Genomic DNA, 24,074 nt, shown 5'->3' on the forward strand with positions numbered 1-24,074 from the left:
CACCATGCCGAAGACCGCATCGGTCAGCCCGAGGCCCGCGCTCGCGACCGATCTCATGACCTCGCTGGGCGAGCTGCTGCGCCAATGGCTGCCGCGGCAGCGCTGGTTCGCGGGCAAGGACCGCCCCGTGAGCGAGCTCGGTCTGCTGTCGATGACCGAGCTGTTCCCGGGCTGTCTGCATCTGCTGGTCCACACCGGTCACGGCGGGGTGCCCGGGCCCGGCGGCGGCGCCCCGGCCGGTGACTGCTACCAGCTGCTGCTCGGCGTGCGCAAACACCTCTCGCCGCGTCTCGGCCGCGCCCTCATCGGCCGTGCGGAGCGGGGCCCGCTGGCCGGCCTGACGATCTACGACGCCCTGCACGACCCGCGCTCGGCACAGCTGCTGCTGGAGCGGCTGCGGCATCCCGGCACGGCCGGTCCCCTGCGCTTCGAGGGCGACCCGTCGGTGCCGGTGCCCGCCGGGCTCCCCCCGCGGCTGCTGGAGACCGAGCAGTCGAACTCCTCCCTGGTGTACGGCGACGAGTTCATCCTGAAGGTCTTCCGCCGCATCCAGCCCGGGGTCAATCCGGACCTGGAGGTGCCGGTCGCGCTGGCCGGGCAGGGCTGCCGTCGGGTGCCGGCGCCGGTGGCCTGGTTCCGGACCACGTATCCGCAGGGGGCGACGCTCGGTGTGCTGCAGCCGTATCTGCGTGACGCGTCCGACGGCTGGGCACTGGCCCTGCAGGCGCTGGCCTCGGGTGACGACTTCACCGTGCAGGCCCACGAGCTGGGGCGGGCCATGGCCGAGGTGCACCTCGCGCTGGCCGCCGCCTTCCCCGGCAGCGGCCATGACGACAACGGTTCCACGGCGGCCGCGATGACCGAACGACTGGACGCCGCCGCGCACAGCGTGCCCGCGCTGCGGCCGTTCGTCCCCGGCCTGCAGAGCGCGTTCGGCGCACTGGCCACATGCGACTCCGGGCCGCCCGCCCAGCGCGTCCACGGCGACCTGCACCTGGGGCAGGTGCTGCGGGCGGGCCGCGAGTGGTTCGTCATCGACTTCGAGGGCGAGCCGTCCCGCCCGCTCGCCGAGCGGTGCGCCGCCCAGTCCCCGGTGCGGGACATCGCGGGCATGCTGCGCTCCTTCGACTACGCGGCCCGGCAGCGCCGGCCCTGGCGGCCGGAGTGGGCGCGCCGCTGCCGGGAGGCCTTCTGCGGGGGCTATGCCGCCCTCGCCGGGTGGGATCCGCGCAAGAAGCACGGCCTGCTGCGCGCCTACGAGACCGACCGGGCCGTCTACGAGGTCCTGTACGAAGCACGACACCGGCCTGACTGGCTGCCCGTGCCCATGGCGGCGATCGAACGACTCGCCGTGAGAGGAGACTGAGCCGTGGCCCTGCGCGACACCTCACTGCCCGAGCCGTCCGGAGTGGCGCGCTGCGCTCCGGCCCCGCCGCTCGACCCCGTGGACCGGGGCCGGCTGCTGGCGGGCGCCCACCACGACCCGCACGCGCTGCTCGGCGCCCACCCGGTCGCGGGCGGGATCGTCTTCCGGGCGCTGCGCCCGTTCGCCCGCGCGGTGAGCGTCGTGATCGCCGGCGAGCGCAGGCGGCTGGCCTCGGAGGGCGACGGCCTGTTCTCCGGTCTGCTGCCTCTCGACACGATCCCCGACTACACCCTGGTGGTGGCGTACGCCGACGGGGAGCAGGAGGTGCACGACCCGTACCGCTTCCTGCCCGCGCTCGGCGAGACCGATCTCCACCTCATCCGCGAGGGCCGCCACGAGCAGCTGTGGAAGGCGCTCGGCGCCGAGCCGATGACCCACGAAGGCGTGACCGGCACCCGCTTCACGGTGTGGGCGCCCAACGCCCAAGGGGTCAGGGTGGCCGGGGAGTTCACGTTCTGGGACGGGCAGGCGTTCCCGATGCGGTCCCTCGGCGCGTCCGGGGTGTGGGAGCTGTTCCTGCCCGGCATCGCAGAGGGCACCCGGTACAAGTTCGAGATCACCTCCCGCCACGGCGGCCGGTTCCTCAAGGCCGACCCGATGGCCCGCCGCGCGGAGGTGCCACCCGACACGGCGTCCATCGTGACCTCCTCGCGCTACGAGTGGGGCGACCACGACTGGATGGCCCACCGCGGGGACACGCCTGTGCACGTGGCGCCGTTCTCGGTCTACGAGGTCCATCTCCCGTCCTGGCGGCCGGGACTGACCTACCGTCAACTGGCCGACGAGCTGCCGTCGTACGTCAGGGACCTGGGCTTCACCCATGTCGAGCTGATGCCGGTCGCGCAGCACCCCTTCAGCGGCTCCTGGGGCTACCAGGTCACCGGGTTCTACGCGCCGATGGCCCGGCTCGGCACCCCGGACGACTTCAAGTACCTGGTCGACGCCCTGCACCGGGCCGGCATCGGCGTGATCATGGACTGGGTGCCGGCGCACTTCCCCAAGGACGACTGGGCGCTGGCCCGCTTCGACGGGGATCCCCTGTACGAGCCCGGAGACGACCGCCGGGCCGAGCATCCCGACTGGGGGACCTACGAGTTCGACTACGGGCGCGTCGAGGTGCGCAACTTCCTGGTCGCCAACGCCGTGTACTGGTGCGAGGAGTTCCACATCGACGGGCTGCGGGTGGACGCGGTCGCGTCGATGCTCTATCTCGACTACTCGCGCGACTCTGGCCAGTGGAGCCCCAACGTGTTCGGCGGGCGGGAGGATCTCGACGCGGTCGCCTTCCTCCAGGAGATGAACGCGACCGTGTACCGCCGGGCGCCGGGTGTCGTCACGATCGCCGAGGAGTCCACGGCCTGGGACGGCGTGACCCGCCCCACGGACAGCGGGGGTCTGGGCTTCGGCCTGAAGTGGAACATGGGCTGGATGCACGACTCCCTCGGCTACATCAGCCATGAGCCGGTGCACCGCAAGTACCACCACAACGAGATGACCTTCTCGATGGTGTACGCATACAGCGAGAACTACGTCCTGCCCATCTCCCACGACGAGGTCGTCCACGGCAAGCAGGCGCTGGTGTCCAAGATGCCGGGCGACTGGTGGCAGCAGCGCGCCAACCACCGGGCGTATCTCGGCTTCATGTGGGCCCACCCCGGTAAGCAGCTCCTGTTCATGGGCCAGGAGTTCGCCCAGGGCGCCGAGTGGTCCGAGCCCCACGGCCCGGACTGGTGGCTGCTCGACCCGGCGTACGCGGCCGAGCCCGACCACCGGGGCGTCCGTGACCTCGTGCGCGATCTGAACACCGCCTACCGGGCGACCCCCGCGCTCTGGCAGCGCGACACCGACCCCGGCGGCTTCCGGTGGGTGGTGGGGGACGCGGCCGAGGACAACGTCTTCGCCTTCCTGAGGTTCGATGCGGCGGGCAGTCCGCTGCTCGCGGTCTCCAACCTCTCCCCCGTCGTGCGCGAGGACTACCGCCTCACCGTTCCCGACGGACTCCCCCTGTGGCAGGAGTCCCTCAACACCGACGCCGCGCGGTACGGCGGCGGCGACATCGTCCGGCGTGACCCGGTCAAGGCGGAGGACGGGGCGCTGCGGCTCACCCTGCCGCCGCTCGCGACGGTGTGGCTGGTCCCGGTGCCCGGCTGAGTCCGCGGGCGACGCGGAGGTGTCCGACCGGTCCCGGAGGGGCAGTCGGGGTCGTACGAGAACGAGCATCCTCGTCGTCGCCGAGGGCCACAGAAGGGGCTGGATCACGTGCGCACCGTCGGAGTGGAGGAGGAACTCCTCCTGGTCGACCCCGAGACCGGCGAGCCGCAGGCGCTGTCCGCGGCCGTGCTCGCGCGGGCCGCGCAGGACGGGCCTGACCAGGACGTCTTCGAGAAGGAGCTGCACAACCAGATGCTGGAGTTCGCCACCCACCCGCAGTCGGGCATGGACGAGCTCCGCGCCGAGATCGTGCGCTGCCGCAAGGAGGCCGCCCGGCTCGCCGGCGACAGCGGTTGTGCCGTGGCCTCCCTGGCCACCTCGCCGCTGCCCGTCAGCCCCTCGGTCGGCATCGGCCGCCGCTACCAGTGGATGGCGGATCAGTACGGCATCGCCACCCGCGAGCAGCTCGTCATGGGCTGTCACGTCCACGTGTCCGTGGAATCCGACGAGGAGGCCGTCGCCGTCGTCGACCGGATGCAGCCCTGGCTGACCGTGCTGGCCGCGATGAGCGCCAACTCGCCCTTCTGGCAGGGCAAGGACACCGGCTACAGCAGTTACCGCAGCCGGGTGTGGCAGCGCTGGCCCTCGGCCGGTCCGACCGAGCCGTTCCGCTCGGCGGAGCGCTATCACCGGCGGGTCGCGGACATGGTGGCGACCGGCGTCATCCTGGACGAGGGAATGATCTACTTCGACGCCCGGCTGTCCCGGAACTACCCGACGGTGGAGATCCGGGTCTCGGACGTCTGTCTGCACGCGGACACGGCCGTCCTGCTGGCGACCCTCGCCCGCGGACTGGTGGAGACGGCCGCGCGCGAGTGGCGGGCGGGCCGGGAGCCGTTGACGCACAGCGTGAGCCTGCTGCGGCTGGCCGCCTGGCGGGCCGCGCGTTCCGGGCTGTCCGAGGAGCTGCTCCACCCGGCGACCATGCACCGGATGCCCGCGAAGACGGTGGTACGGGCCCTGCTGGAGCACGTCGAGGACGCGCTCGCCGACAGCGGCGACCTGGACCGGGCCCGCGAGTCCTGTGCCGAACTGCTGCGGCACGGCAACGGTGCCCGCGTGCAGCGCGAGCTGCTGGAGCGCACCGGGAGCCTGCGGGACGTGGTCACCGAGTGCGTGCGGCTGACCCAGACGTAGGCGTCACAGGGCCAGGACGACCGCGTACACCAGGAAGAAGGCGGCGACGAGCACGACCAGGAGGAGGATCAGGGCCAGCGGCCCCTTGGCCCAGCCCCTGGTCGGGTTGTGCGTCTCCCGGGGGCCTGCCTCGGGCAGGCTGCTCTCGGCGGGCGGGGTCTCGCCCGGGGGTACGCCGCCGCCGGGTTCCAGTCCGGTGCTGCGTTCGGGTTCGGGATCGGGGTTCGTGTAACTCATGCGGTCCGAGTGCCCCGATCTCGACCAGATCACGGGTGACCGCTTACTTCCGTATTCCAGGGACCGCCCGCTCACACCTGGGCTAGATTCGAGCACCGCCGATGACCGAGCTCGTCGGCTCCGTCACAGCCCGTACACGTCAGGAGCAGCGCATGCGCGACTTCGCCCTCGCTCCCCGGACCATCTCGCGCTCCAGTGGTGGTCTGGCCGACAGCGTTTTCGAGAGGGCGGAGCTCGACCCCACCCTGCCGGTGCTCGCCCGCCGTCCCGAGGGTTCCTCGGGAGGCTGGCAGGAGGTCACGGCCGTGGAGCTGCGGGACGAGGTCGTGGACCTCGCGAAGGGGCTGGTCGCGTCCGGGATCTCGCCCGGCCACCGGGTGGCGATCATGGCGCGCACCCGCTACGAGTGGACGGTTCTCAGCTACGCGCTGTGGACGGTCGGCGCCGAGGTCGTGCCGATCTATCCGACGTCGTCGCGCGAACAGGTCGAGTGGATCCTGCGGGACACCGGCTGTGTGGCCGTGGTGGTGGAGGACGAGCAGGCGGTGATGACGGTCGGCTCCGTGTGCGCCTCGCTGCCCAGACTGCGTCACGTCTGGCAGCTGGACGCGGACGCGCTGGAAGCGCTGACGGAGCGTGGCCGGATGATCCCGCTCGCCACGGTCGAGTCGCTGCGCCGCATCGTGCTGCCGGACTCCACGGCGGTCATCGCCTACACCTCCGGCACCACGGGCCGTCCGCTGGGCTGCGCACTCAGCCACCGCGGCCTCGCGAGCCCCGTCGACACGCTGATCGAGGGCTGGCGCCACATCACGGCCCCGGCGGGACAGCAGCCGTCCGTCCTCGCCTTCCTGCCCTTCTCCCATGTGTACGGCCTCATGATCCAGGGCGTGTGCATCCGCGGCGGTCTGCTCATGGCCCACGAGCCCGACCTGAGCGAGGAGGCGCTGGCGGCCTCCCTGAACTCCTTCCGCCCCACCTACTTCTATGCCGTCCCCTCGGTCTTCGAGAAGATCTACAAGAACTTCCTGCGCGCCTCCCAGCAGGCGGGCCGCGGCGCCCTGTTCGAGCGGGCCGCCGACACGGCACGGGATTTCGCCCTGGCCTGCGAGCGGCAGCGGCTGGGCGAGGGCCCCGGTCCCGGTTTCGACCTGCGGCTCCAGCACGCCCTGTACGAACGGACTGTGTACCGAAGACTGCGGGCGGCGCTGGGCGGCCGGGCCCGGCGTGCCACCTCGGGCGGCTCCACCCTCAACCGTGAACTCTCCCTCTTCTACGAGGGCATCGGTGTCTACGTCCACGACGGATACGGGCTCACGGAGACCTGTGGCGGCATCACCATGCAGCCGCTGGGCCGGGAGAAGTCCGGGACCGTGGGCCGGCCCCTGCCGGGCGTGGACCTGCGGGTGGCGGACGACGGGGAGATCCTGGTGCGCGGGCCATCGGTCTTCCAGGGGTATGTCAACGACGAGGCCGCGACACGGGCCGCGCTGTACGGCGGCTGGCTGGCCACCGGGGACCTCGGGAGGCTGGACGCCGACGGCTATCTGACGATCACCGGCCGCAAGAAGGACATCATCGTCACCACCAGCGGCAAGAGCGTGGCCCCGGCCGCCCTGGAACACCGGCTGAGGATGCACCCGCTCATCCACCAGGCCGTGGTGGTCGGCGACAACCGGCCCTGCGTGGGCGCCCTGCTCACCCTGGACCCGGTGTTCCTGGCCCACTGGCGAGGAGTCCTGGTGGCCCAGCAGGACCCCTCGGCGCGGGAGGAGAACGCGCTGCGGGAGGAGATCGCGCGGGCCGTGGCCGCCGCCAACAGCACGGTCTCGCGCTCGGAGTCGATCCGGGTGTTCCGGGTGCTGTCGGAACCGTTCGACCTGGCCAACGGCCTGCTGACGCCGTCGATGAAGCTGCGCCGGGACGAGATCGTGCGCCGGTACGCGCTGGAGATCGACGCGATGTACCAGGCACGCTCGCCCGGTGCCCGGCGCACACCGGCGGAAGACGTGCTGAGCTGGGACGACTCGGACAACGTGTTCCGGTGATGCGCCTGAGCCGACATGGTGGAGGACGATTGGGGCGCGTCCCCCCGGGAACACAGCACAATGGCGATGCCAGTGAAAGGACCAAGCCTTGCCGACTCCACGGGGGTGAACTCCGGCATGGCGACCGAGCCGCGTTGGGACGAGACACTGACTTCCGAGGCGATTCCGAGCCGTACGACCCGTTTCGCGGGAGAACCGCAGTGCGTGACGGGCGCGCGGCTTGCCGCTGAGGAATTCCTCGGTGACCTGGCCGACCGGGTGCCGCCCGCGAGCGCCGAGCACTGGGACGACATCCTCTTGATCGTCACCGAACTCGCCGCCAACGCCGTCCAGTACGCTCCCGGCCCCTTCGCACTCCGGCTGCGCCGGACCTTCGACGGCGTGCACGTGACCCTGCGCGACACCAACCCCACACCGCCCGCGCCCCGCGCCTTCGATCCCCGCAGCGGCGGCGGGGGCGTCGGCTGGCACCTCGTGCACGCGCTGTGCGACCAGGTCAGCGTGGTCACGGACGACCGCGGCAAGGATGTGCACGCCTTCCTGCCGTGGTGACGTCCCCCGGCCCCGGTCAGGCCGTGGCCGCGAGCTTCAGGTAGTAGGCGCCGACCGCCGCGAGGTACGCGCGGTCCCTGGTCTCGCTGTCCGTCGCGAACCGCGGGGCCGCCTTCACCTCCGACCTGGTGCAGGCCAGCATGATCCGGCGGCCCTGGGTGTCGACGCCGGTGACGACGCCCACCGGTACCAGGACGCTCCTGCCGAAGACCCAGACGCCGGTGTCGACGACGAGGTGTCCCATGCCGTGGGGAGCGGCCTGCCGGTCCACGTGTCCGATCGTCCCGTCGCTCGCGACGACGGTGAAGCCCGTCAGGTCCTGTCCCTCGACATATCCGCTGTCCGGCGCGTACGACCAGATTCTGTCGGTGGTCACGCTGCTCCTTCCCTCTCCGGCACTGCACGGCCCCGGCTCTCCGCTGCGAGCGGGCCCACAGCACCCCAATACCCCTCTGCCGCACACACATTCGGCGACCGGCACCCTCACAAGCGGTTTCTCCGCGTCCGGTCCGCGCACCTCCTTCACTTTTCTCCCGGTGCACTTTCAGGCCGGGACGGGCAAGGTGGTCCTCGACGCATTCGTCGCGCCCGCACGGGCAGACGAAGGGCGTTCGAGGCAGACCGCCTGGAGCCGCAGAAAGGGATGAACACCGTGACACGACCCAGGATCCTGGTGGTTGGCGCCGGCTTCGCCGGTGTCGAATGCGTTCGCCGGCTGGAGCGGAAACTCTCCCCGGACGAAGCCGACGTCACCCTGGTGACGCCGTTCGCCTACCAGCTCTATCTCCCCCTGCTGCCCCAGGTCGCCTCCGGCGTGCTGACGCCCCAGTCGATCGCCGTCTCGCTGCGCCGCAGCAAGAAGTACCGCACCCGGATCATCCCGGGCGGCGCCATCGGCGTGGATCTCAAGTCCAAGGTCTGCGTGATCCGCACCATCACGGACGAGATCATCAACGAGCCGTACGACTACATCGTGCTGGCTCCGGGCAGCATCACCCGCACCTTCGACATCCCCGGGCTCACCGATCACGCCTTCGGCATGAAGTCCCTCGCCGAGGCCGCCTACATCCGCGACCACGTCATCTCCCAGCTCGATCTCGCGGACGCCAGCCAGGACCCGGCCGAGCGCGCGGCCCGGCTGCAGTTCGTGGTCGTCGGCGGCGGATACGCCGGCACCGAGACCGCCGCCTGTCTGCAGAAGCTCACCCACGCGGCGGTCAAGCGCTACCCGCGCATCGACCCCTCGCTGATCAAGTGGCATCTGATCGACATCGCCCCGAAGCTGATGCCGGAGCTGGGCGACAAGCTGGGACGCAGCGCGCAGGAGATCCTGCGCCGGCGCGGCATCGACGTGTCGCTGGGTGTCTCCATCGAGAAGGCGGGCCCCGAGGAGGTCACCTTCACCGACGGCCGGGTGATCCCCACCCGGACCCTGATCTGGACGGCCGGGGTCGTCGCGAGCCCGCTGATCGCCACGCTCGGCGCCGAGACGGTTCGCGGGCGGCTCGCGGTCACCGCCGAGATGACCCTGCCGGGCCAGGACGGCGTCTTCGCGCTCGGCGACTCCGCCGCGGTGCCCGACAAGGCCAAGGACGACGACAGCGCGATCTGCCCGCCCACGGCGCAGCACGCCATGCGCCAGGGCAAGGTGGTCGCCGACAACGTCATCGCGACGCTGCGGGGCCAGGCGCTGAAGCCGTACGTCCACAAGGACCTGGGCCTCGTCGTCGACCTCGGCGGCAAGGACGCCGTCTCCAAGCCACTCGGCATCGAACTGCGCGGCCTGCCCGCCCAGTTCGCGGCCCGCGGCTACCACTGGGCCGCGCTGCGCACCAACGTCGCCAAGGTCCGCGTGGCGACGAACTGGACGCTCAACGCCCTCGCGGGAGACGACTTCGTCCGCACCGGCTTCCAGGCCCGCAAGCCCGCCAAGCTGAAGGACTTCGAGTACACCGACGCGTATCTGACGCCGGAACAGGTCAGGGAGCAGGTCGAGGGAGCTCGCGGACTGGACCAGTAGGAGGGGCCGCACATCACCGGAGCCACCCCGCCGTGCCATGCTGGAACGGATCATGACCTGACACGGGAGTGAGTACGGCGGAGTGAACACAGCGAGGCTGCGCGACCGGCTCGCCGCGTCGGACCCGGGGCTGCTCCGGCTGGCCGCCGGGCTGCGCACGGCGGGGGCGATCGCGCTCACGCTGGCCGTCCTCGGTCTGCTGGGGGCAGACGTCCCGCATCTGGTGGCGGGCGCCATCGCGACGATGGTCGCGACGTTCGCCATCCGCGAGAAGCAGCGCGCCTCGCAGGCCGTGACGCTCGCCCTGGGCCTCCCGGTGGCACTGGCCTCGATGTCCCTGGGCGCGCTCCTCAGCTCACGTGTGGTGGCCGGTGACCTCTTCTTCGTCGCGCTGATCTTCTGCGCCGTCTACGGCCGCCGCTTCGGCGACCGGGGCACCGCGCTCGGACTGATCGGGTTCCAGGTCTACTTCGTGTCCCTGTTCGTCGAGGCGACCGTCTCCGGTCTGCCCGAGCTGTATGGCGTCCTCGGTGTCGCGTTCCTGTGCAGCGCGGCGGCGCGCTTCCTGCTGGTGCCGGAGACTCCCGTAGGCCTTCTCGAACGCCTGCGGGAGGCTTTCCGGGCCCGGCTGGCCCAGCTGGTCACCGCGCAGCTCCAGCTGCTGGACGCGGGGCCGGAGGAGATCGACGAGGCGCTGAAGGACGTACGGGAGGGGACCGCGCGGCTGCACGAGACCGCGCTGATGATCCAGGGGCGGCTGGAGGAGGGGACGTCCGACGCGGCCACGGCGCGGCTCGTGCAGCGGCGTGTCGCGGACGCCGAGATCGCCGCCGAGCGGCTCGGCCTGTTGCTGCTGAGCGCCCGCAGCGCCGAGCGGGCGGACACACTGACCCTTCATCTGCCGGGCGCGCCCGCCCCGCGAGCGGGCCGGATGACCGGCCGGGACGAGGCGATGGCCCGGGTGCGCCGTGATCTGGAGGCGTTGCGGCTGCTGGTGCTGCGTCCCGTCGCCGCCCGGTCAGGCACGGCGCTGTCCCAGGTCCGCAACCGGCTCCTCGGCTACCGCGAGGAGGAGAACCTGCCGCCCGCGCCGCCCGCCGTGCAGGACGTCTTCCGAGGTGTCGGTGAGGCCGCCCGGGCGGTGCTGGGGCTCAGGGTCGCCCTGGACGGTCCGCAGGACGAGTCGGACGACTCCCCCGCGACGGCCCGTTCGCGCGAGGAGCTGGACGCCGAGGACGCGGTCATCGACGCCGGTGACGAGGACGCCGGGACCCAGGAGGAGCTCACGGGGCTCAGGCGGCCCACGACGCGGGCCGCGGTACAGGTCGCCGTAGGGTCCTCGCTGGCCATCCTCGGGGGCGAGTTCCTCTCCAGCCAGCGCTGGTACTGGGCGGTCCTGACCTGCTGGATCGTCTTCATGAACACCGCGTCCACGGGCGAGATCCTGGTCAAGGGCTACCGCCGGCTGCTGGGTACCGTCCTCGGCGTGCTGGCCGGGATCGTGCTGGCCGGGGCGGTCGGGCAGCACACCTGGACGGCGTTCGCCCTGGTGCTGGTGCTGGTGTTCGCGATGTTCTACACCGCGCCGCTCTCCTACACGCTGATGTCCTTCTTCGTCACCGCGGCCCTGGGGCTCCTCTACACCCTGCTGCACACCTACAGCCTCTCGGTGCTGGTGCTGCGGGTGGAGGAGACCGCGCTCGGCGCGGCCTGCGGAGTGATAGCGGCGGCGTTCGTCCTGCCGGTGCGCACGGACCGCCGTACCAACGACCTGCTCGTCACCGTCCTGGAGCGGCTCGACGAGGTCACCGAGGCCGCGGTGGACCAGCTCAGCGGCGGCTCCCCCGTCGAACTGCTCGACCAGGCGCGCGACCTGGACCAGGCGCTGGCCGATCTGCGGGCGGCGACCAAGCCGCTGACGCATCCGATCACACCGCTGCGGGCCCGGCGCGACACCGCCCGTTATGTGGTGGCGCTCCTGGAGACCTGCGCGTACCACGCGCGCTCGCTGGCGGCGACGGCGGAACTGCTGTCCACGCACCCCTCGATCGCGGCGGATCCCCGGCTGCGCCGAGCCGGCCGGCGGATCGGGGACAACATCGCGGCGATCGCCGCGCACGTGGCGGACGAGCGCTCCACCGACCGGGTCGAGACCGGGCCGAGCATCGCGTCCCTGCTGGACACCGAAGTCCCCGGCACTCCGCGCTTCGGCCGTGTCACCGACCGCGTGCTGCGGCACGTACAGCGCCTGGACGAGACCGTGGTGGGTCTGGCCCGGCCGCTGCACGTGCCGGTCGCGGCGCCGAAGCGATAGCCGGCACCACAGCCCCGCGCGGATCCGGACGCCACCTCGCCGCTGCAGCAGCTGTCCCGGACGTTCGGGCGCTGGAAGGGCACCTTGCGGCCCGCGGCCCACGACGAGGAATCGGACCGGCCCGGTGCTCACAGGTCCGTGGGCAGACCGCTCACCTCGGCGATGCCGCGCAGTTCGTCGTCGAGCCGACGGCGTTCGCGGATGTAGTCGGCGATCTCGCCGAGGCGGACCGGGTCGGCGGCGGTGTCCGCGTCGGTGACCACCCGGATCGGGCCGGTGCCGTCGTCGACATGGAGTTCGACCACCTTGTTGTCCAGTCGGCCGGTCACGGCAGTGGCGATGACCAGGGCGGCCTCGTCGCGGACCTCCTGGGGCAGCCCGTCCTGCTGACTGTCCTCCAGAGCGAAGTCCAACGCGGGCAGCTGTTGTTCGTCGATCGCCCGAAGGACCGGGCGGACGACGTCGAGCAGCGTCTCGTAGTCCTCCGAGGCCATACGGATGCGCAACAGATTCAGGTAGACGTCCACGGGCCTACCGTCGGGCGGAAGCTCGGGTTCGTTCATGCACCCCGGGTTCCCCGTGTCCCGCCGCTCAGACCCTTCGCCAGCGAGCCATCGCGAACGAGAACACCCCGAACAGCACCAGCCCCGCCGCGACCAGGACGAGCAGCCACGGTCCGAGGGGTGTCTCGGCGAACGAGCGGAGCGTGTCGTCGAGGCCTTTCGCCTTCTTGGGCTCGTAGTCCACCGCGGCGCGAACGGCGAACGCGCCCGCCGCGGTGAACACCACTCCACGCGCCGCTCCGCCGCCGACACCCGTCACATCGACCAGCTTCCTGACCCGCGGGCCCATCTGGGCGAGCTTGAGCTTGTCGTGGAAGGACCTGCGCAGCGCCTGCGCGGCGATCCACACACCGGCCACCGCGATGCCGGCGCCCGCGGCGCCCACGAGCCACTGCCCCGCGGGCCACTCCAGGGCCCGGGCGGTGATGTCCTTGGACTGTTCGTCGCTCGATCCTCCGCTGCCGGAGCCGGCGGCGAAGGACAGCACGGAATAGCCGACGAACGCGTAGAAGACACAGCGGGCCGCCGACAGCAGCCGTTTCGTGGCTTTACGGCCGTCAGGACCGACCGAGCCGAACACCACCTCGGACAGCCGCCACAGGGCCATGCCGACGAGCCCGATGCCCAGCGCCCACAGGACGACGGAACCGAACGGTTTGTCGGCGAGGGCGGCGAGGGCGCCGCCCCGGTCGGCCTGGCGCCCGCCGTCGCCGAAGGCGATCTGCAGGGCCAGCACACCGACCAGTAGATAGATCACTCCGCGGGCGGTGAAACCCGCGCGGGCGGCGCCCTCCATGACGGAACCGCGTGCCGCGCGCCTGGCCTCGATCCGGCCGGTCTGTGCTGTGGTGCTCGTGGTCATGTCGATCCCCCTTGACGTCCGGATGCCGTCCTGGCGGGCGGTCACACGGAGTGCGGTCAGTCGGCCAGGCGCGTGGGTTCGGGCATGGCCGCGAGCAGGCGGTGAGCCGTCTCCAGGGCCCGCCGCACGTCCCGCGTGCCGGTGGAAACGCAGAGTGTGTAGGCGAGGTCCCGGGCCCGCGGGCTCGGTTCGGCCACCTTCGCGGCCTCCTCGGCCCGCAGTGCCTCGTACGCGTCGACGAGACGGCGCAGGAACGCGGGGTCGGGTATCAGCATCGGGCTCACTCCTCGCGAGCTCACGCCTCGCCCTGCCCGTCGGCGGCCTGCCTCCGCGCCCGGTCCGCCAGCGCCTCGTCGCGCACGCGCGCGCAGCTGCGGCTGATGAGCCGGGAGACGTGCATCTGCGAGATGCCGAGCTGGTCGGCGATGCGGCTCTGTGTCATGTCCTCGAAGAAGCGCATGTAGAGAATGGCGCGCTCGCGCTCGGGCAGCCGACGCAGGCCCTCCTTGGCGGATTCGCGGTCGACCACGACGTCGTACGACGTGTCGGGGGCCCCCAGGGTGTCGGCGAGGCTGTAGCCGTCGTCGCCGGCCGAGAGCTCGGCGTCCAGGGACAGGGTGCTGAAGCTTTCGAGGGCCTCCAGGCCGGTGGTGACCTCGTCCTCGGTCAGACCGGTGTGGGCGGCGAGGTCGGCGGGCGTCGGTTCGGGGGAACCGGGGTTCTGGGTGAGCTCGCGCCGGGCCACCCGCACCTTGTTGCGCAGTTCCTGTACGCGGCGGGGCACCCTGAGGGCCCACATGCGGTCCCGGAAGTGGCGCTTGACCTCGCCGGTGATGGTGGGCACGGCGTAGCTCTCGAAGGCTCCGCGTTCCGGTTCGAACCGGTCGATGGCCTTCACGAGCCCGAGGGCCGCGACCTGGCGCAGGTCCTCCAGGGATTCGCCGCGGTCGCGGAACCGGCCGGCGATGCGGTGGGCCATGGGCAGCCAGGCGGTGACGAGTTCGTCGCGCAGGGCGTCGCGCTCGGGGCCTTCCTCAAGCCCGGCCAGCCGGGCGAAGAGGGCCATGGTGTCGGGGGCGTCGTCGTGCCGCCGCCTGCCGGCGGTGGTGGGGCGGTCCTGGGTGGTGGGACGGCTGGTCGACGTGTCGGTGAGCATGCGGATTCGCTCCTGAAGAACGGGTTCAGGGACTGACCGCGGGAGGGACGCCGCCGGGACCGCCGAAGAGGGGCCCGCAGCAGCCATGCAGCTCCCGCTGGCGCGCCTCCGGTCCGAAGCACGAAACTGCGTCTGCCCTGCTGTATGGGGCTCAAACTCCGCTGTCGAAACTCCGTTTCCGGCGGCTTCCACAGAGGAGCCGGATCAGCTCAGGGGCACCACGGCGGTGATGCGTTTCCCGCCCGAGGGCAGGCCGGTCACATGGACGTCGCGGGCCAGTCGGCAGACGATCGGCCAGCCGTGGCCGCCGGGCCGCCACCTGCCCTGCGGGTCGACGGGCTCCTTGGCGACCGGCTGCTCGGCGCTGCGGTCGCTGACCGACAGGCACACGCCCCGGCCCTCGACATCGACGTGGAAGTCGGTGATGCCGCCGCCGTGCAGGATCGCGTTGGTGGTGAGTTCGGAGGCGACGAGCAGCGCGTCCGAGAGGGCCTGCGCGTCGCACGAGGTGTGCGTGGTGCGGCAGCGCTCGGACACGGCCCGTTCGACCGCCCGGCGTGCCTCGGCCGGCCGGCACGGCTGTGACCGTGCGCGTGGGTGCGCGACGGCGAGTTCGGGGGTGGCTTCGGCCCTGTGCTCCTCGCACATGAGGTGGCTCCTGATCGATGAATCGACTGGCTCTCGGGTCGGTGCAGCGGAGGCCGGGCCCGGCTCGACCCACGGACACGGTGCCCCTGTACGGTGCGCTTTCCCCGTGAGCCTCTAGTAGCGGCTGACCTCTCAGCGCCCGGTCAAACCTCCCCGTTTCGGGCGGGACGTTCGGCCATTCGATCGCAATCCGGGGGTACGCGGACGGTATGACGGATGTCGTGGACTCAGATGAACTGCTGCGCCGAATCCAGCGCGCCCGGGCCTGTGCGGTGGAGGAGGAGCGGTCCTGGCGGGCGCGGAGCGACGAGTTGCGGCCCTCCGATCCGGAGGCGGCCGGGGACGCCGCCGTACGCACCCTGGCCTACGAGGCGGTGATCAGGGTGCTGGACGAGGTGCTCAGGCCGGGCAGCCGCTGACCGCCCGCCCTTCGTGGCGGCGCGGCCGTAGCGGCGGATCCGGACGGGGGTCGGCATCCCGGCCGTGAAGACCACCGCCTGATCACGTAGTGGGCGGCGATCAGGCGGCCGACCAGGATCGATACCGTCCCCGTCGCGGGCAGCAGGGCCCGGGGCGTCCGGTGCCCACTGATTGACGAAGGTCGGGCCGGGCACCCGAGCCCCATGACTGTCGACCACACCCAAGCACCCGTCCTGGAAGCTCTGGCCGACTACCACCGCCGAGGACAGCTGTCCTTCACACCGCCGGGGCACAAACAGGCCCGTGGGGCCGACCCGGCGGTCCGGGAGACGCTGGGCGACGCGGTCTTCCTCGGGGACGTGCTGGCGTCGGGCGGTCTGGACGACCGGCTGACCCGGGGGCGGGTGCTGGAGCGGGCCGAGGAGCTGATGGCCGACGCCGTGCACGCCGAGCACACGTTCTTCACCACGTGCGGGAGTTCCCTCTCGGTGAAGGCGGCGATGCTGGCCGTCGCGGGTCCGCACGAGAAGCTGCTGATCGGGCGGGACGCCCACAAGTCGGTGGTGTCCGGGCTGATCCTGTCGGGGATCGAACCGGTCTGGATCGAGCCGCGGTGGGACGCCGAACGCCACCTGGCGCACCCGCCGTCCGCCGCGGAGTACGAGCGGGCCTTCGAAGCCCATCCCGACGCGAAGGGCGCCCTGGTCACCAGCCCGACGCCGTACGGGAGTTGCGCGGCCCTCGGGGACATCGCCGAGGTCTGCCACCGCCGGTCGGTCCCGCTGATCGTGGACGAGGCGTGGGGCGCGCACCTGCCCTTCCATCCCGATCTGCCGTCCTGGGCCATGGACGCGGGCGCCGACATCTGTGTGACCAGCATCCACAAGATGGGCAGCGGTTTCGAGCAGGGGTCGGTCTTCCATCTGCGGGGTGATCTCGTCCCGCCGGACCTGCTGAAGATGCGCGCCGACCTGCTGGGCACCACCAGTCCCTCGGTGCTGCTGTACGCCGGTCTGGACGGCTGGCGCCGGCAGATGGCGCTGCGGGGAAAGGAGGTGATGGGCGGGGCGCTGGATCTCGCGGCGCGGGTCCATTCCGCGATCGAGGAGATCGACGGGATGCACGTCGACGACCGCGACGACTTCTGCGGGCCCGGCCTGGCCGACGACCTCGATCCGCTGCCCGGTGTCATCGACCTCGACGGGCTCGGGATCACCGGATTCCAGGCCGCGGACTGGCTGCGCGAGCACCGGCGCATCGACGCCCACCTCACGGACCACCGGCGGATCGGGATGCAGATCACCCACGGCGACGACGAGGAGACCACCGGCGAGTTGCTCGCGGCGCTCAGGGATCTCGCCCGGGCGGCGCCGGAGTTGCGCCCGGCCCCGCGGGTGGAGGTACCGCCGCCGTCCGAGCTGCGGATGGAACAGGTCAGGCTTCCCCGGGACGCGTTCTTCGGACCCGCCGAGAACGTGCCGGTCGCCGAGGCCGCCGGTCGGATCGCGGCCGAGATGATCACGCCGTATCCGCCGGGGATCCCGGCCGTGCTGCCCGGTGAACTGCTGACCGAGCCCGTACTGGAATACCTGCGGACCGGGGTGGCCGCGGGCATGAACCTGCCCGATCCCGCCGACGCGGAGCTGGAGACGATCAGGGTAGTAAACGCGACCGCCGAGTGAAACCGGTCACGCACCTCGGTTTCCATTGCGCGAAATCGCCATGGATGGTTTACGGTTCATTCATACGTGGTGACGGGGTCGACATACCGTCCTCCGACACCACCTCTGTCTGCCCTGGCTGGCCTCCCCCGTCCAGCCAGGGCTTTTTCATGCCCTGGCGAGATCCTCACATCCGCCGAGGTGCCCCGGACGGCGGCAGCCGCTGAAATGGGCGTAGGCACAACACCGGAATCCATCGCCGGCGAGGAGCCCCGCGTCATGACCAAAGCGATAAAACTGCTGACCGCACTGCCGCAGCCGCAGCGCCAGAGCCTGATGACGCTCGCCAAGGAGGTCTCCTTCCCCGAGGACTTCCACATCTTCGAGGCGGGCGGCAGGGCCGACCGCTTCTGGGTCATCCGCTCCGGAGCGGTCTCGCTGACCCAGCAGGTGACCACCCATCACCGGGTCACGGTCGCCGCACTCGGCGCCGGCGACCTGCTCGGCTGGTCCTGGCTGTTCCCGCCGTACCAGTGGGACTTCGGCGCGGAGGCCTTCAGCCCCGTGCGCGCCTACGAGTTCGACGCGGCGGCGGTGCTGCGGCTGTGCGAGGAGGACCGGCAGCTCGGCATGATCCTGGTCCGCAGCGTCGCCGAGATTCTCGCCCACCGGCTGGAGACGACCCGGGGCAAGCTGATGGAGCAGTACGGGTCGCGCCGGCGTGGTGTTCTCTAGTGCCTCGGCAGGCGACGAACACCCGTTGAGAAGCGCGTTCCGTGTGTTCCCGGAGCACCAGGTCACGGGCTGCAGGGGGTTCGTCAGGTCTCAGACGCGGTAGCGGCGCAGCGCCGGCACGGCGAAGGCCAGGGTCAGCATGACGGCGACGACCAGGATGCCGCCGCCGGCGACCGCGGGCCGGGCGCCGAAGGCCGAGCCGGCGGTGCCGTGCAGGACGTCGGCGAGGCGGGGGCCGCCCGCGACGACGACGGTGAAGACACCCTGCATACGGCCGCGCATCTCGTCCGTCGCGGCGGACAGCAGGATCGCCCCGCGGAAGACCATCGAGACCATGTCGGCGACCCCGGCCGCGGCCAGGAACAGGACGGCGAGCCACAGACTGCCGCTCAGCCCGAAGCCGGTGATGGCCACGCCCCAGGCGACGACCGCGCCGATGACCATCCAGCCGTGCCGACGGGCCCGCGAGAAGGTGCCGGAGACCAGCCCGCCGACCACCGCGCCGATCGGGATCGCGGCGAACAGCAGGCCCAGCGCGAGCCCCTCGCCGTACGGGGCGTAGGTCTCGGAGGCGAGCTGCGGGAACAGGGCCCGGGGCATACCGAAGACCATGGCGATGATGTCGGCGAGGAAGGACAGCAACAGCACCTTGTGCGCGGAGATGTAGCGGAAGCCCTCGGCGATCTCGCGCACGCCGGCCCGGCGTGCCACGGCACTCGCGAGCGGCGGCAGGGAAGGCAGCCGGTACACCGCCCACACCGTGACGCACAGCGCCAGGGCGTCGATGAGGTACAGCTCGGGCAGGCCGATCACCGGGATCAGGACACCCGCGAGGAGCGGACCCATCACCTGGCCCGTCTGCATGACGGTCGAGCCGAGAGCGTTGGCGGCAGGTAGCTGGTCCTCGGGCACCAGCCGGGCGATGGAGGCGTTGCGGGCAGGGGAGTTGAGGCCCCAGAACGCCTGCTGCACCGCGAGCAGGACCATCAGGGTCGCCACCGAGTCGAGCCCGCTGACGGCCTGCAGCCAGAACAGGACCGACGTGACGGCGATTCCGGTGTTGGTGATCAGCAGCAGCTTGCGGCGGTCCATGCTGTCGGCGACCGCGCCGCCCCACAGCGCGAACACGATCAGCGGCAGCAGTCCGGCCATGCTCGCGGCGCCGACCCAGGCCGAGGAGCCGGTGATGTCGTAGATCTGCTTGGGCACCGCGACGGCGGTGAGCTGGCTGCCGACGGCCGTGACGATGGTCGAGCTCCACAGCCGGCGGTAGGCCGGTATGCGCAGCGGGCGGGTGTCCATCGCCCAGCGACGCCAGCCACGCCGGGGCGGCGGCGCCTCGTCCGCGGCCGGTGTCCTGGGTTCGGTGCTGCTCTCGCCGGTGTCCACACGCTTCCTGGTTGCTCGTTACATCTAACGGATCCAGGGTTCACTATCGCAGCACCGCCCAGGAGTCCGGGACGCGGTATCTCAGCCTGTGGACCTGGCCGTTGACGACGTCACGCTCCGGCCACCAGCGTGGCGCCGAGGGCGACCATCGTGGCGGCGACCAGTCCGTCGAGCACACGCCAGGCGGCCGGCTTGGCGAGGAAACGGCTGAGCAGCCGGGCCCCGAAGCCGAGCGCCGCGAACCAGCACAGACTGGCGAGCACGGCACCGAGCCCGAAGGTCCAGCGCAGCGGGCCGCGGTCGGCGGCCACGGATCCGAGCAGGAACACGGTGTCGAGGTAGACGTGCGGGTTGAGCCAGGTCATCGCCAGACAGGTCAGCACCGCGCGCTTCCGGGAGCCCGTCGCCTCGCCCTCCGCCCGCAGGCCGGACTCCCCCGGCTTGAAGACCCTGCGGGCGGCGAGGGCGCCGTAGCAGAGCAGGAATCCCCCACCGATCCAGCCGACCAGGGTCAGCGCGCCCGGCCAGGCGACCACCACGGCGCCGACACCGCCGACGCCGAGAGCGATGAGGAGCGCGTCGGACAGGGCGCAGATACCGACGACGGCGAGGACGGCGTCGCGGCGGATCCCCTGACGCAGGACGAAGGCGTTCTGGGCGCCGATGGCGACGATGAGCGAGAGGCCGGTGCCGAAACCTGCGGCAGCGGCGGACAGGGAAGCGGGCATGACGTCGACGGTACGGAGACGATCACTGGACGTACAGCTAAAGATTCTTACGTATCATTAGCTGTCGTGATGATGACCGAGCTTCCCCTGGATCAGGTGCGGACTCTGCTCGCGGTGGTCGACGAGGGCACGTTCGACGCCGCGGCCGCCGCTCTGCATGTGACCCCTTCGGCGGTGAGTCAGCGGGTGAAGGCGCTGGAGCAGCGCACGGGGCGGGTGCTGCTGGTCCGCACGAAGCCGGTGCGGCCGACCGAGTCGGGCGAGGTGGTGGTGCGGTTCGCCCGGCAGCTGGCCCGGCTGGAGCGGGACGCTCTCGCCGAGCTGGGCATGCCGGGCGAGGGAGAGGTGACCCGGGTCTCGGTCGCGGTGAACGCGGACTCCCTGGCGACCTGGTTCCTGGGAGCGCTCACGCGGGTTCCCGACCGGGAGCGGCTGTGTTTCGAGCTCCGGCGCGAGGACGAGACCCGTACGGCAGAGCTGCTGCGGGAGGGGCTGGTGATGGCGGCGGTGACGTCCTCGCCCGAGGCCGTGGCGGGGTGTTCCGTGCGGGCGCTGGGGCGGATGCGGTATCTCGCGGCGGCCGGCCCGGGGTTCGTCTCGCGGTATCTCACTGGGCCGTTGGGGGATGCGCTGACCGAGGCTCCAGTGGTGACGTTCGATCGGAGCGACGACATCCAGGACGGGTTTCTGCGGAAGCTGGGCCGGAGAGGGGCGAGCCGGGTGCGGCATGCGGTGCCTACGTCCGAGGGGTTCGTCGAGGCGGTCGAGCTGGGGTTGGGATGGGGGATGGTGCCGGAGGTGCAAGCGAGTTCGCTGCTGCGGGCGGGGCGGTTGGTCTCGCTGGCGCCGGATCGGCCGGTGGATGTTCCGCTGTACTGGCAGCAGTGGAAGTTGGATTCGCCGGCGTTGGGGGCGGTGGCGGAAGCGGTCACGGTTGCCGCGTCGCAAACGCTGCGATGAGAGCTGCCGTCGGGCGACCGCGGGTCCGTCGTGGCTGGTCGCGCAGTTCCCCGCGCCCCTTCAGGGCGCCCCCCGGAGCCGTATCTCTGCACTGTCCAGGAGCATGTCCAAGGCCGTCTCGTACGCACTGGTGACCATGCGGGTCGCCAGGAGGGGTGCCGCCTCCGCGATGCGCGGGTAGCGGTCGCCGGGCAAGTGGGCATACGTCGAGCGCCACATGGACTCGTCGGCGTCCAGCGCCGCGCTCGGCAGGGCCAGGGACGCCGCGTCCAGGGCCGCGAAGGCCAGCGTCTGGTCGATGAAGGCGTGGTAGATCCGCACCGTGTCCGGGAGCGGGAAGCCCGCCCCGCGCAGGATGTCCAGGACCGCCTCGTCCGCGGCCAGTTCGTTGGCCCGGCCGGTGACCCTGCTGGTCGTCAGCACGGCGGCCTGGGGATGAGCGACGTACGCGGCGTGGATGCGCAGGCCCACCTCGCGCAGATCGTGCCGCCACCGCCCCGTCGGCGCCCAGCCCGCCAGCGCCTGCCCGATCAGGGCGTCGCCGATGGCCAGCGTCAGGTCGTCCATGCCGCGGAAGTAGCGGTAGAGCGTGCTCGGGTCGGCGTCCAGGGCCAGGCCCAGGCGGCGGGCGGTGAGGCCGGTGCTGCCGTGTTCGCGGAGCATCCGCAGCGCCGTCTCGACGATCAGCCCCTCGGACAGCACGGTCCCGCTCCTGGTGGGCCTGCGCCGACGGCGCTTGTCCTCGGGGACCACAGGCTTCGGCATGGCGGCCTCCTTATGCCAACGCCATTGACCTTAAACGAGCGCCCGGCGTTGTATCTCCGCCAGGGGCCCCGTCCGTCTGCGACCTTGGACCCGTAAGGGAGTGTTTGTCATGCGTGTACTGCTCGTGGGCGCCGGGGGCGTCGGCACGGCCATCACCCGGATCGCCGCCCGGCGGCCGTTCTTCGACGTCATGGTCGTCGCCGACTACGACCCCGCCCGCGCCGAGGCCGCGGTGACCGCGCTCGGCGACCGGGCCGACCGGTTCCGCGCCGAGCGCGTGGACGCGAACGACGAGTCTGCCGTGACCGCCCTGCTGGAGCGGCACGCCTGCGACGTCCTCCTCAACGCCACCGACCCGCGGTTCGTGATGCCCCTGTTCCGGGCGGCGCGCTCCGCCGGGGCGACCTATGTCGACATGGCGATGTCCCTGTCGCGTCCGCATCCCGAGCGGCCGTACGAGGAGTGCGGGGTCAAGCTGGGCGACCAGCAGTTCGCGCAGGCCGAGGAGTGGGAGAAGGCGGGCGCGCTGGCCCTCGTCGGCATGGGTGTGGAGCCGGGCCTCTCCGACGTCTTCGCCCGGCACGCGGCCGATGAGCTCTTCGACGAGATCGAGGAGATCGGTGTCCGCGACGGCGCGGATCTCACCGTCGACGGCTACGACTTCGCCCCTTCCTTCAGCATCTGGACCACCATCGAGGAGTGCCTGAACCCTCCCGTGGTCTACGAGGCCGACCGCGGCTGGTTCACGACGGAACCCTTCAGCGAGCCGGAGGTCTTCGACTTCCCCGAGGGCATCGGCCCGGTCGAGTGCGTGAACGTGGAGCACGAGGAGGTGCTGCTCGTCCCCCGCTGGGTCGGTGCGCGCCGGGTCACCTTCAAGTACGGACTGGGCCGCGAGTTCGTGGAGACGCTGAAGACCCTGCACCTGCTCGGCCTGGACCGCACCGCGCCGGTGACCGTGCCGAGCGCCGCGGGGCCGGCCGCGGTCTCGCCCCGGGACGTCGTGGCCGCGTGTCTGCCCGATCCGGCGACGCTCGGCGAGCGGATGCACGGCAAGACCTGCGCGGGCACCTGGGTGAAGGGGGTCAAGGACGGGGCGCCGCGCGAGGTGTACCTCTACCACGTGGTCGACAACCAGTGGTCCATGGCGGAGTACGGCTGTCAGGCGGTGGTGTGGCAGACCGCCGTGAACCCGGTCGTCGCTCTCGAACTCCTCGCCACCGGCGCCTGGTCCGGCGCGGGCGTCCTCGGTCCGGAGGCCTTCCCGGCCCGTCCCTTCCTGGATCTGCTGACCGCGTACGGCTCCCCGTGGGGCCTGCGGGAGCAGTGACCGGGCGCGTCCCACAGGACCCGATTGTTTCACCGCGCATCGACAGGTGACCCGAAACCGAGTAAGGCATGCACGAGGGCACTCGACTTCGATCGCAGGTGACTTTTGATGGACAACTGGCGAACCCATGCCGCGTGCCGCCGCGAGGACCCGGACCTCTTCTTCCCGATCGGCACCACCGGCCCCGCGCTGGTCCAGACGGAGCAGGCCAAGTCCGTCTGCCGGCGCTGTCCCGTCCAGGAGCAGTGTCTTCAGTGGGCCCTCGACACCGGGCAGGGCATCGGCGTCTGGGGCGGCACCAGCGAGACGGAACGCCGGGCACTCGCCCGGCGCGCGGCCGCAGCGCGGAGAAGGTCCGGCTGACCGGGTCCGCACGGGGTCCGACGATCGGGCCCGGTCGACGCCACGCGCGGCGACCGGGCCCGGTCAGCGGCCCGTGCGGCGCAGCGGACCCCAGGAGTTCTCCTGCCGCTCCACTTCGGTCCGTGCCTCGTCGATCACCTGGGGGTCGATCCAGCACATCGGCCGCACGTCCGTGACGAGCGGCTCGTTGTCCGGACCCCGGCCCCGCTCGCGGCCCTGGAGGACCCAAGGGCGTACGTCCGGGCCCTTCTCGTGCGGGAGGTGCGAGTAGTCGTAGAGGCGGCGCGCCACCCACAGCTGCACGGGCCGGCCCTGCCACCACTCCTCCACGTCGAGCGGGTTCGCCGACAGTCCCGGGAGCGACACGCCGGTGAGTTCGTCGGTGCTGGACACGTCGGCCAGATCGACCTCGGGGCCGCGCGACCAGCGGACGTACAGCTGTCCGTGCCGTTCGGTCAGGCTCCCGAGTTCAGCGAGTGTCCGCACCACCGGCAACCCGTCCGACACGCTCATGTCCCGACCTCCCTCTCCTTTCACCTCTGCTTTCGC

At 71.5% G+C, this 24,074-nt stretch carries 24 protein-coding genes; 13 read left to right on the forward strand and 11 right to left on the reverse strand.

Annotated elements, in window-relative coordinates:
• The first annotated feature begins 4 nt into the window (after positions 1–4).
• The 3 genes from ACIBJB_RS38560 (at position 5) to ACIBJB_RS38570 (ending at position 4,774) form a co-directional block, all read left to right on the forward strand.
• Positions 5–1,366: a maltokinase gene (locus ACIBJB_RS38560; protein ID WP_398938042.1), complete on the forward strand. Its 1,362-nt coding sequence runs from the start codon at positions 5–7 to the stop codon at positions 1,364–1,366.
• 3 nt (positions 1,367–1,369) lie between these two features.
• Positions 1,370–3,577 (forward strand): 1,4-alpha-glucan branching enzyme, encoded by a 2,208-nt coding sequence (glgB, locus tag ACIBJB_RS38565; protein ID WP_398938044.1) that lies wholly within the window; start codon positions 1,370–1,372, stop codon positions 3,575–3,577.
• Between the two features lie 108 nt (positions 3,578–3,685).
• Entirely contained in the window at positions 3,686–4,774 is a 1,089-nt protein-coding gene (locus ACIBJB_RS38570) for a glutamate--cysteine ligase (protein WP_398938046.1), read from the forward strand.
• Positions 4,775–4,777: 3 nt separating this feature from the next.
• Here the strand turns inward: ACIBJB_RS38570 and ACIBJB_RS38575 are convergent, their stop codons facing one another.
• Complete coding sequence (locus ACIBJB_RS38575; RefSeq protein WP_398938048.1) at positions 4,778–5,011, reverse strand: DUF6480 family protein; 234 nt, start codon at positions 5,009–5,011, stop codon at positions 4,778–4,780.
• A gap of 152 nt (positions 5,012–5,163) precedes the next feature.
• Here ACIBJB_RS38575 and ACIBJB_RS38580 point away from each other — a divergent pair, with 152 nt between their 5' ends.
• Both ACIBJB_RS38580 and ACIBJB_RS38585 read left to right on the forward strand, forming a co-directional pair.
• Positions 5,164–7,059: an AMP-dependent synthetase/ligase gene (locus tag ACIBJB_RS38580; protein ID WP_398938051.1), complete on the forward strand. Its 1,896-nt coding sequence runs from the start codon at positions 5,164–5,166 to the stop codon at positions 7,057–7,059.
• A gap of 117 nt (positions 7,060–7,176) precedes the next feature.
• Entirely contained in the window at positions 7,177–7,611 is a 435-nt protein-coding gene (locus ACIBJB_RS38585; RefSeq protein WP_057611524.1) for an ATP-binding protein, read from the forward strand.
• Between the two features lie 16 nt (positions 7,612–7,627).
• Here ACIBJB_RS38585 and ACIBJB_RS38590 read toward each other — a convergent pair whose 3' ends face one another.
• Entirely contained in the window at positions 7,628–7,987 is a 360-nt protein-coding gene (locus ACIBJB_RS38590) for a PRC-barrel domain containing protein (protein ID WP_398938053.1), read from the reverse strand.
• A gap of 267 nt (positions 7,988–8,254) precedes the next feature.
• Between ACIBJB_RS38590 and ACIBJB_RS38595 the strand changes: the two genes are divergently transcribed.
• Both ACIBJB_RS38595 and ACIBJB_RS38600 read left to right on the forward strand, forming a co-directional pair.
• Complete coding sequence (locus tag ACIBJB_RS38595; protein ID WP_398938055.1) at positions 8,255–9,631, forward strand: NAD(P)/FAD-dependent oxidoreductase; 1,377 nt, start codon at positions 8,255–8,257, stop codon at positions 9,629–9,631.
• Between the two features lie 82 nt (positions 9,632–9,713).
• Positions 9,714–11,945 (forward strand): FUSC family protein, encoded by a 2,232-nt coding sequence (locus ACIBJB_RS38600; protein ID WP_398938057.1) that lies wholly within the window; start codon positions 9,714–9,716, stop codon positions 11,943–11,945.
• A 128-nt stretch (positions 11,946–12,073) separates the two neighbouring features.
• Here the strand turns inward: ACIBJB_RS38600 and ACIBJB_RS38605 are convergent, their stop codons facing one another.
• From ACIBJB_RS38605 to ACIBJB_RS38625, 5 genes are all read right to left on the reverse strand, one after another.
• The gene (locus ACIBJB_RS38605) at positions 12,074–12,508 is read right to left on the reverse strand and encodes a hypothetical protein (RefSeq protein WP_398938059.1); all 435 of its coding nucleotides are present in this window, start codon (positions 12,506–12,508) and stop codon (positions 12,074–12,076) included.
• Between the two features lie 28 nt (positions 12,509–12,536).
• Positions 12,537–13,370 carry a DUF1206 domain-containing protein gene (locus tag ACIBJB_RS38610; RefSeq protein WP_398938061.1) on the reverse strand — a complete coding sequence of 278 codons (834 nt, stop codon included), beginning with the start codon at positions 13,368–13,370 and terminating at the stop codon, positions 12,537–12,539.
• A gap of 56 nt (positions 13,371–13,426) precedes the next feature.
• Entirely contained in the window at positions 13,427–13,645 is a 219-nt protein-coding gene (locus ACIBJB_RS38615) for a DUF5133 domain-containing protein (protein ID WP_398938063.1), read from the reverse strand.
• Between the two features lie 20 nt (positions 13,646–13,665).
• Positions 13,666–14,526: a SigB/SigF/SigG family RNA polymerase sigma factor gene (locus ACIBJB_RS38620; RefSeq protein ID WP_398938065.1), complete on the reverse strand. Its 861-nt coding sequence runs from the start codon at positions 14,524–14,526 to the stop codon at positions 13,666–13,668.
• 204 nt (positions 14,527–14,730) lie between these two features.
• Complete coding sequence (locus ACIBJB_RS38625; RefSeq protein ID WP_398938067.1) at positions 14,731–15,174, reverse strand: ATP-binding protein; 444 nt, start codon at positions 15,172–15,174, stop codon at positions 14,731–14,733.
• 209 nt (positions 15,175–15,383) lie between these two features.
• Between ACIBJB_RS38625 and ACIBJB_RS38630 the strand changes: the two genes are divergently transcribed.
• The 3 genes from ACIBJB_RS38630 to ACIBJB_RS38640 all read left to right on the forward strand — a co-directional run bounded on the left by ACIBJB_RS38630 (position 15,384) and on the right by ACIBJB_RS38640 (position 17,990).
• Entirely contained in the window at positions 15,384–15,593 is a 210-nt protein-coding gene (locus tag ACIBJB_RS38630) for a hypothetical protein (protein WP_079140589.1), read from the forward strand.
• Positions 15,594–15,797: 204 nt separating this feature from the next.
• Positions 15,798–17,276, forward strand: coding sequence for an aminotransferase class I/II-fold pyridoxal phosphate-dependent enzyme (locus ACIBJB_RS38635; protein ID WP_398938069.1), 1,479 nt, complete (start codon positions 15,798–15,800; stop codon positions 17,274–17,276).
• Between the two features lie 258 nt (positions 17,277–17,534).
• Entirely contained in the window at positions 17,535–17,990 is a 456-nt protein-coding gene (locus ACIBJB_RS38640) for a cyclic nucleotide-binding domain-containing protein (RefSeq protein ID WP_398938071.1), read from the forward strand.
• 90 nt (positions 17,991–18,080) lie between these two features.
• On the opposite strand, the gene ACIBJB_RS38645 is transcribed toward ACIBJB_RS38640, so the two are convergent.
• Both ACIBJB_RS38645 and ACIBJB_RS38650 read right to left on the reverse strand, forming a co-directional pair.
• Positions 18,081–19,379: an MFS transporter gene (locus ACIBJB_RS38645; RefSeq protein WP_398938073.1), complete on the reverse strand. Its 1,299-nt coding sequence runs from the start codon at positions 19,377–19,379 to the stop codon at positions 18,081–18,083.
• Positions 19,380–19,489: 110 nt separating this feature from the next.
• A complete protein-coding gene (locus tag ACIBJB_RS38650) occupies positions 19,490–20,107 on the reverse strand; it encodes a LysE/ArgO family amino acid transporter (protein ID WP_398938075.1) in 618 nt (205 codons plus the stop codon).
• Positions 20,108–20,176: 69 nt separating this feature from the next.
• On the opposite strand from ACIBJB_RS38650, the gene ACIBJB_RS38655 reads away from it, so the two are divergent.
• Complete coding sequence (locus ACIBJB_RS38655) at positions 20,177–21,067, forward strand: LysR family transcriptional regulator ArgP (protein ID WP_398938220.1); 891 nt, start codon at positions 20,177–20,179, stop codon at positions 21,065–21,067.
• Positions 21,068–21,127: 60 nt separating this feature from the next.
• Here ACIBJB_RS38655 and ACIBJB_RS38660 read toward each other — a convergent pair whose 3' ends face one another.
• Positions 21,128–21,832, reverse strand: coding sequence for a TetR/AcrR family transcriptional regulator (locus tag ACIBJB_RS38660; protein WP_398938077.1), 705 nt, complete (start codon positions 21,830–21,832; stop codon positions 21,128–21,130).
• 109 nt (positions 21,833–21,941) lie between these two features.
• Here ACIBJB_RS38660 and ACIBJB_RS38665 point away from each other — a divergent pair, with 109 nt between their 5' ends.
• Together ACIBJB_RS38665 and ACIBJB_RS38670 are read left to right on the forward strand one after the other, a co-directional pair.
• Positions 21,942–23,162, forward strand: coding sequence for a saccharopine dehydrogenase family protein (locus tag ACIBJB_RS38665; protein WP_398938079.1), 1,221 nt, complete (start codon positions 21,942–21,944; stop codon positions 23,160–23,162).
• 108 nt (positions 23,163–23,270) lie between these two features.
• On the forward strand, positions 23,271–23,525 hold the full coding sequence (locus ACIBJB_RS38670; RefSeq protein ID WP_057611382.1) for a WhiB family transcriptional regulator: 255 nt from the start codon (positions 23,271–23,273) through the stop codon (positions 23,523–23,525).
• Positions 23,526–23,588: 63 nt separating this feature from the next.
• On the opposite strand, the gene ACIBJB_RS38675 is transcribed toward ACIBJB_RS38670, so the two are convergent.
• Positions 23,589–24,038, reverse strand: coding sequence for a DUF6098 family protein (locus tag ACIBJB_RS38675; RefSeq protein ID WP_398938081.1), 450 nt, complete (start codon positions 24,036–24,038; stop codon positions 23,589–23,591).
• Between the last annotated feature and the right edge of the window lie 36 nt (positions 24,039–24,074).

This window comes from Streptomyces sp. NPDC050759 (genome assembly GCF_044456945.1).
Lineage (GTDB): Bacteria > Actinomycetota > Actinomycetes > Streptomycetales > Streptomycetaceae > Streptomyces.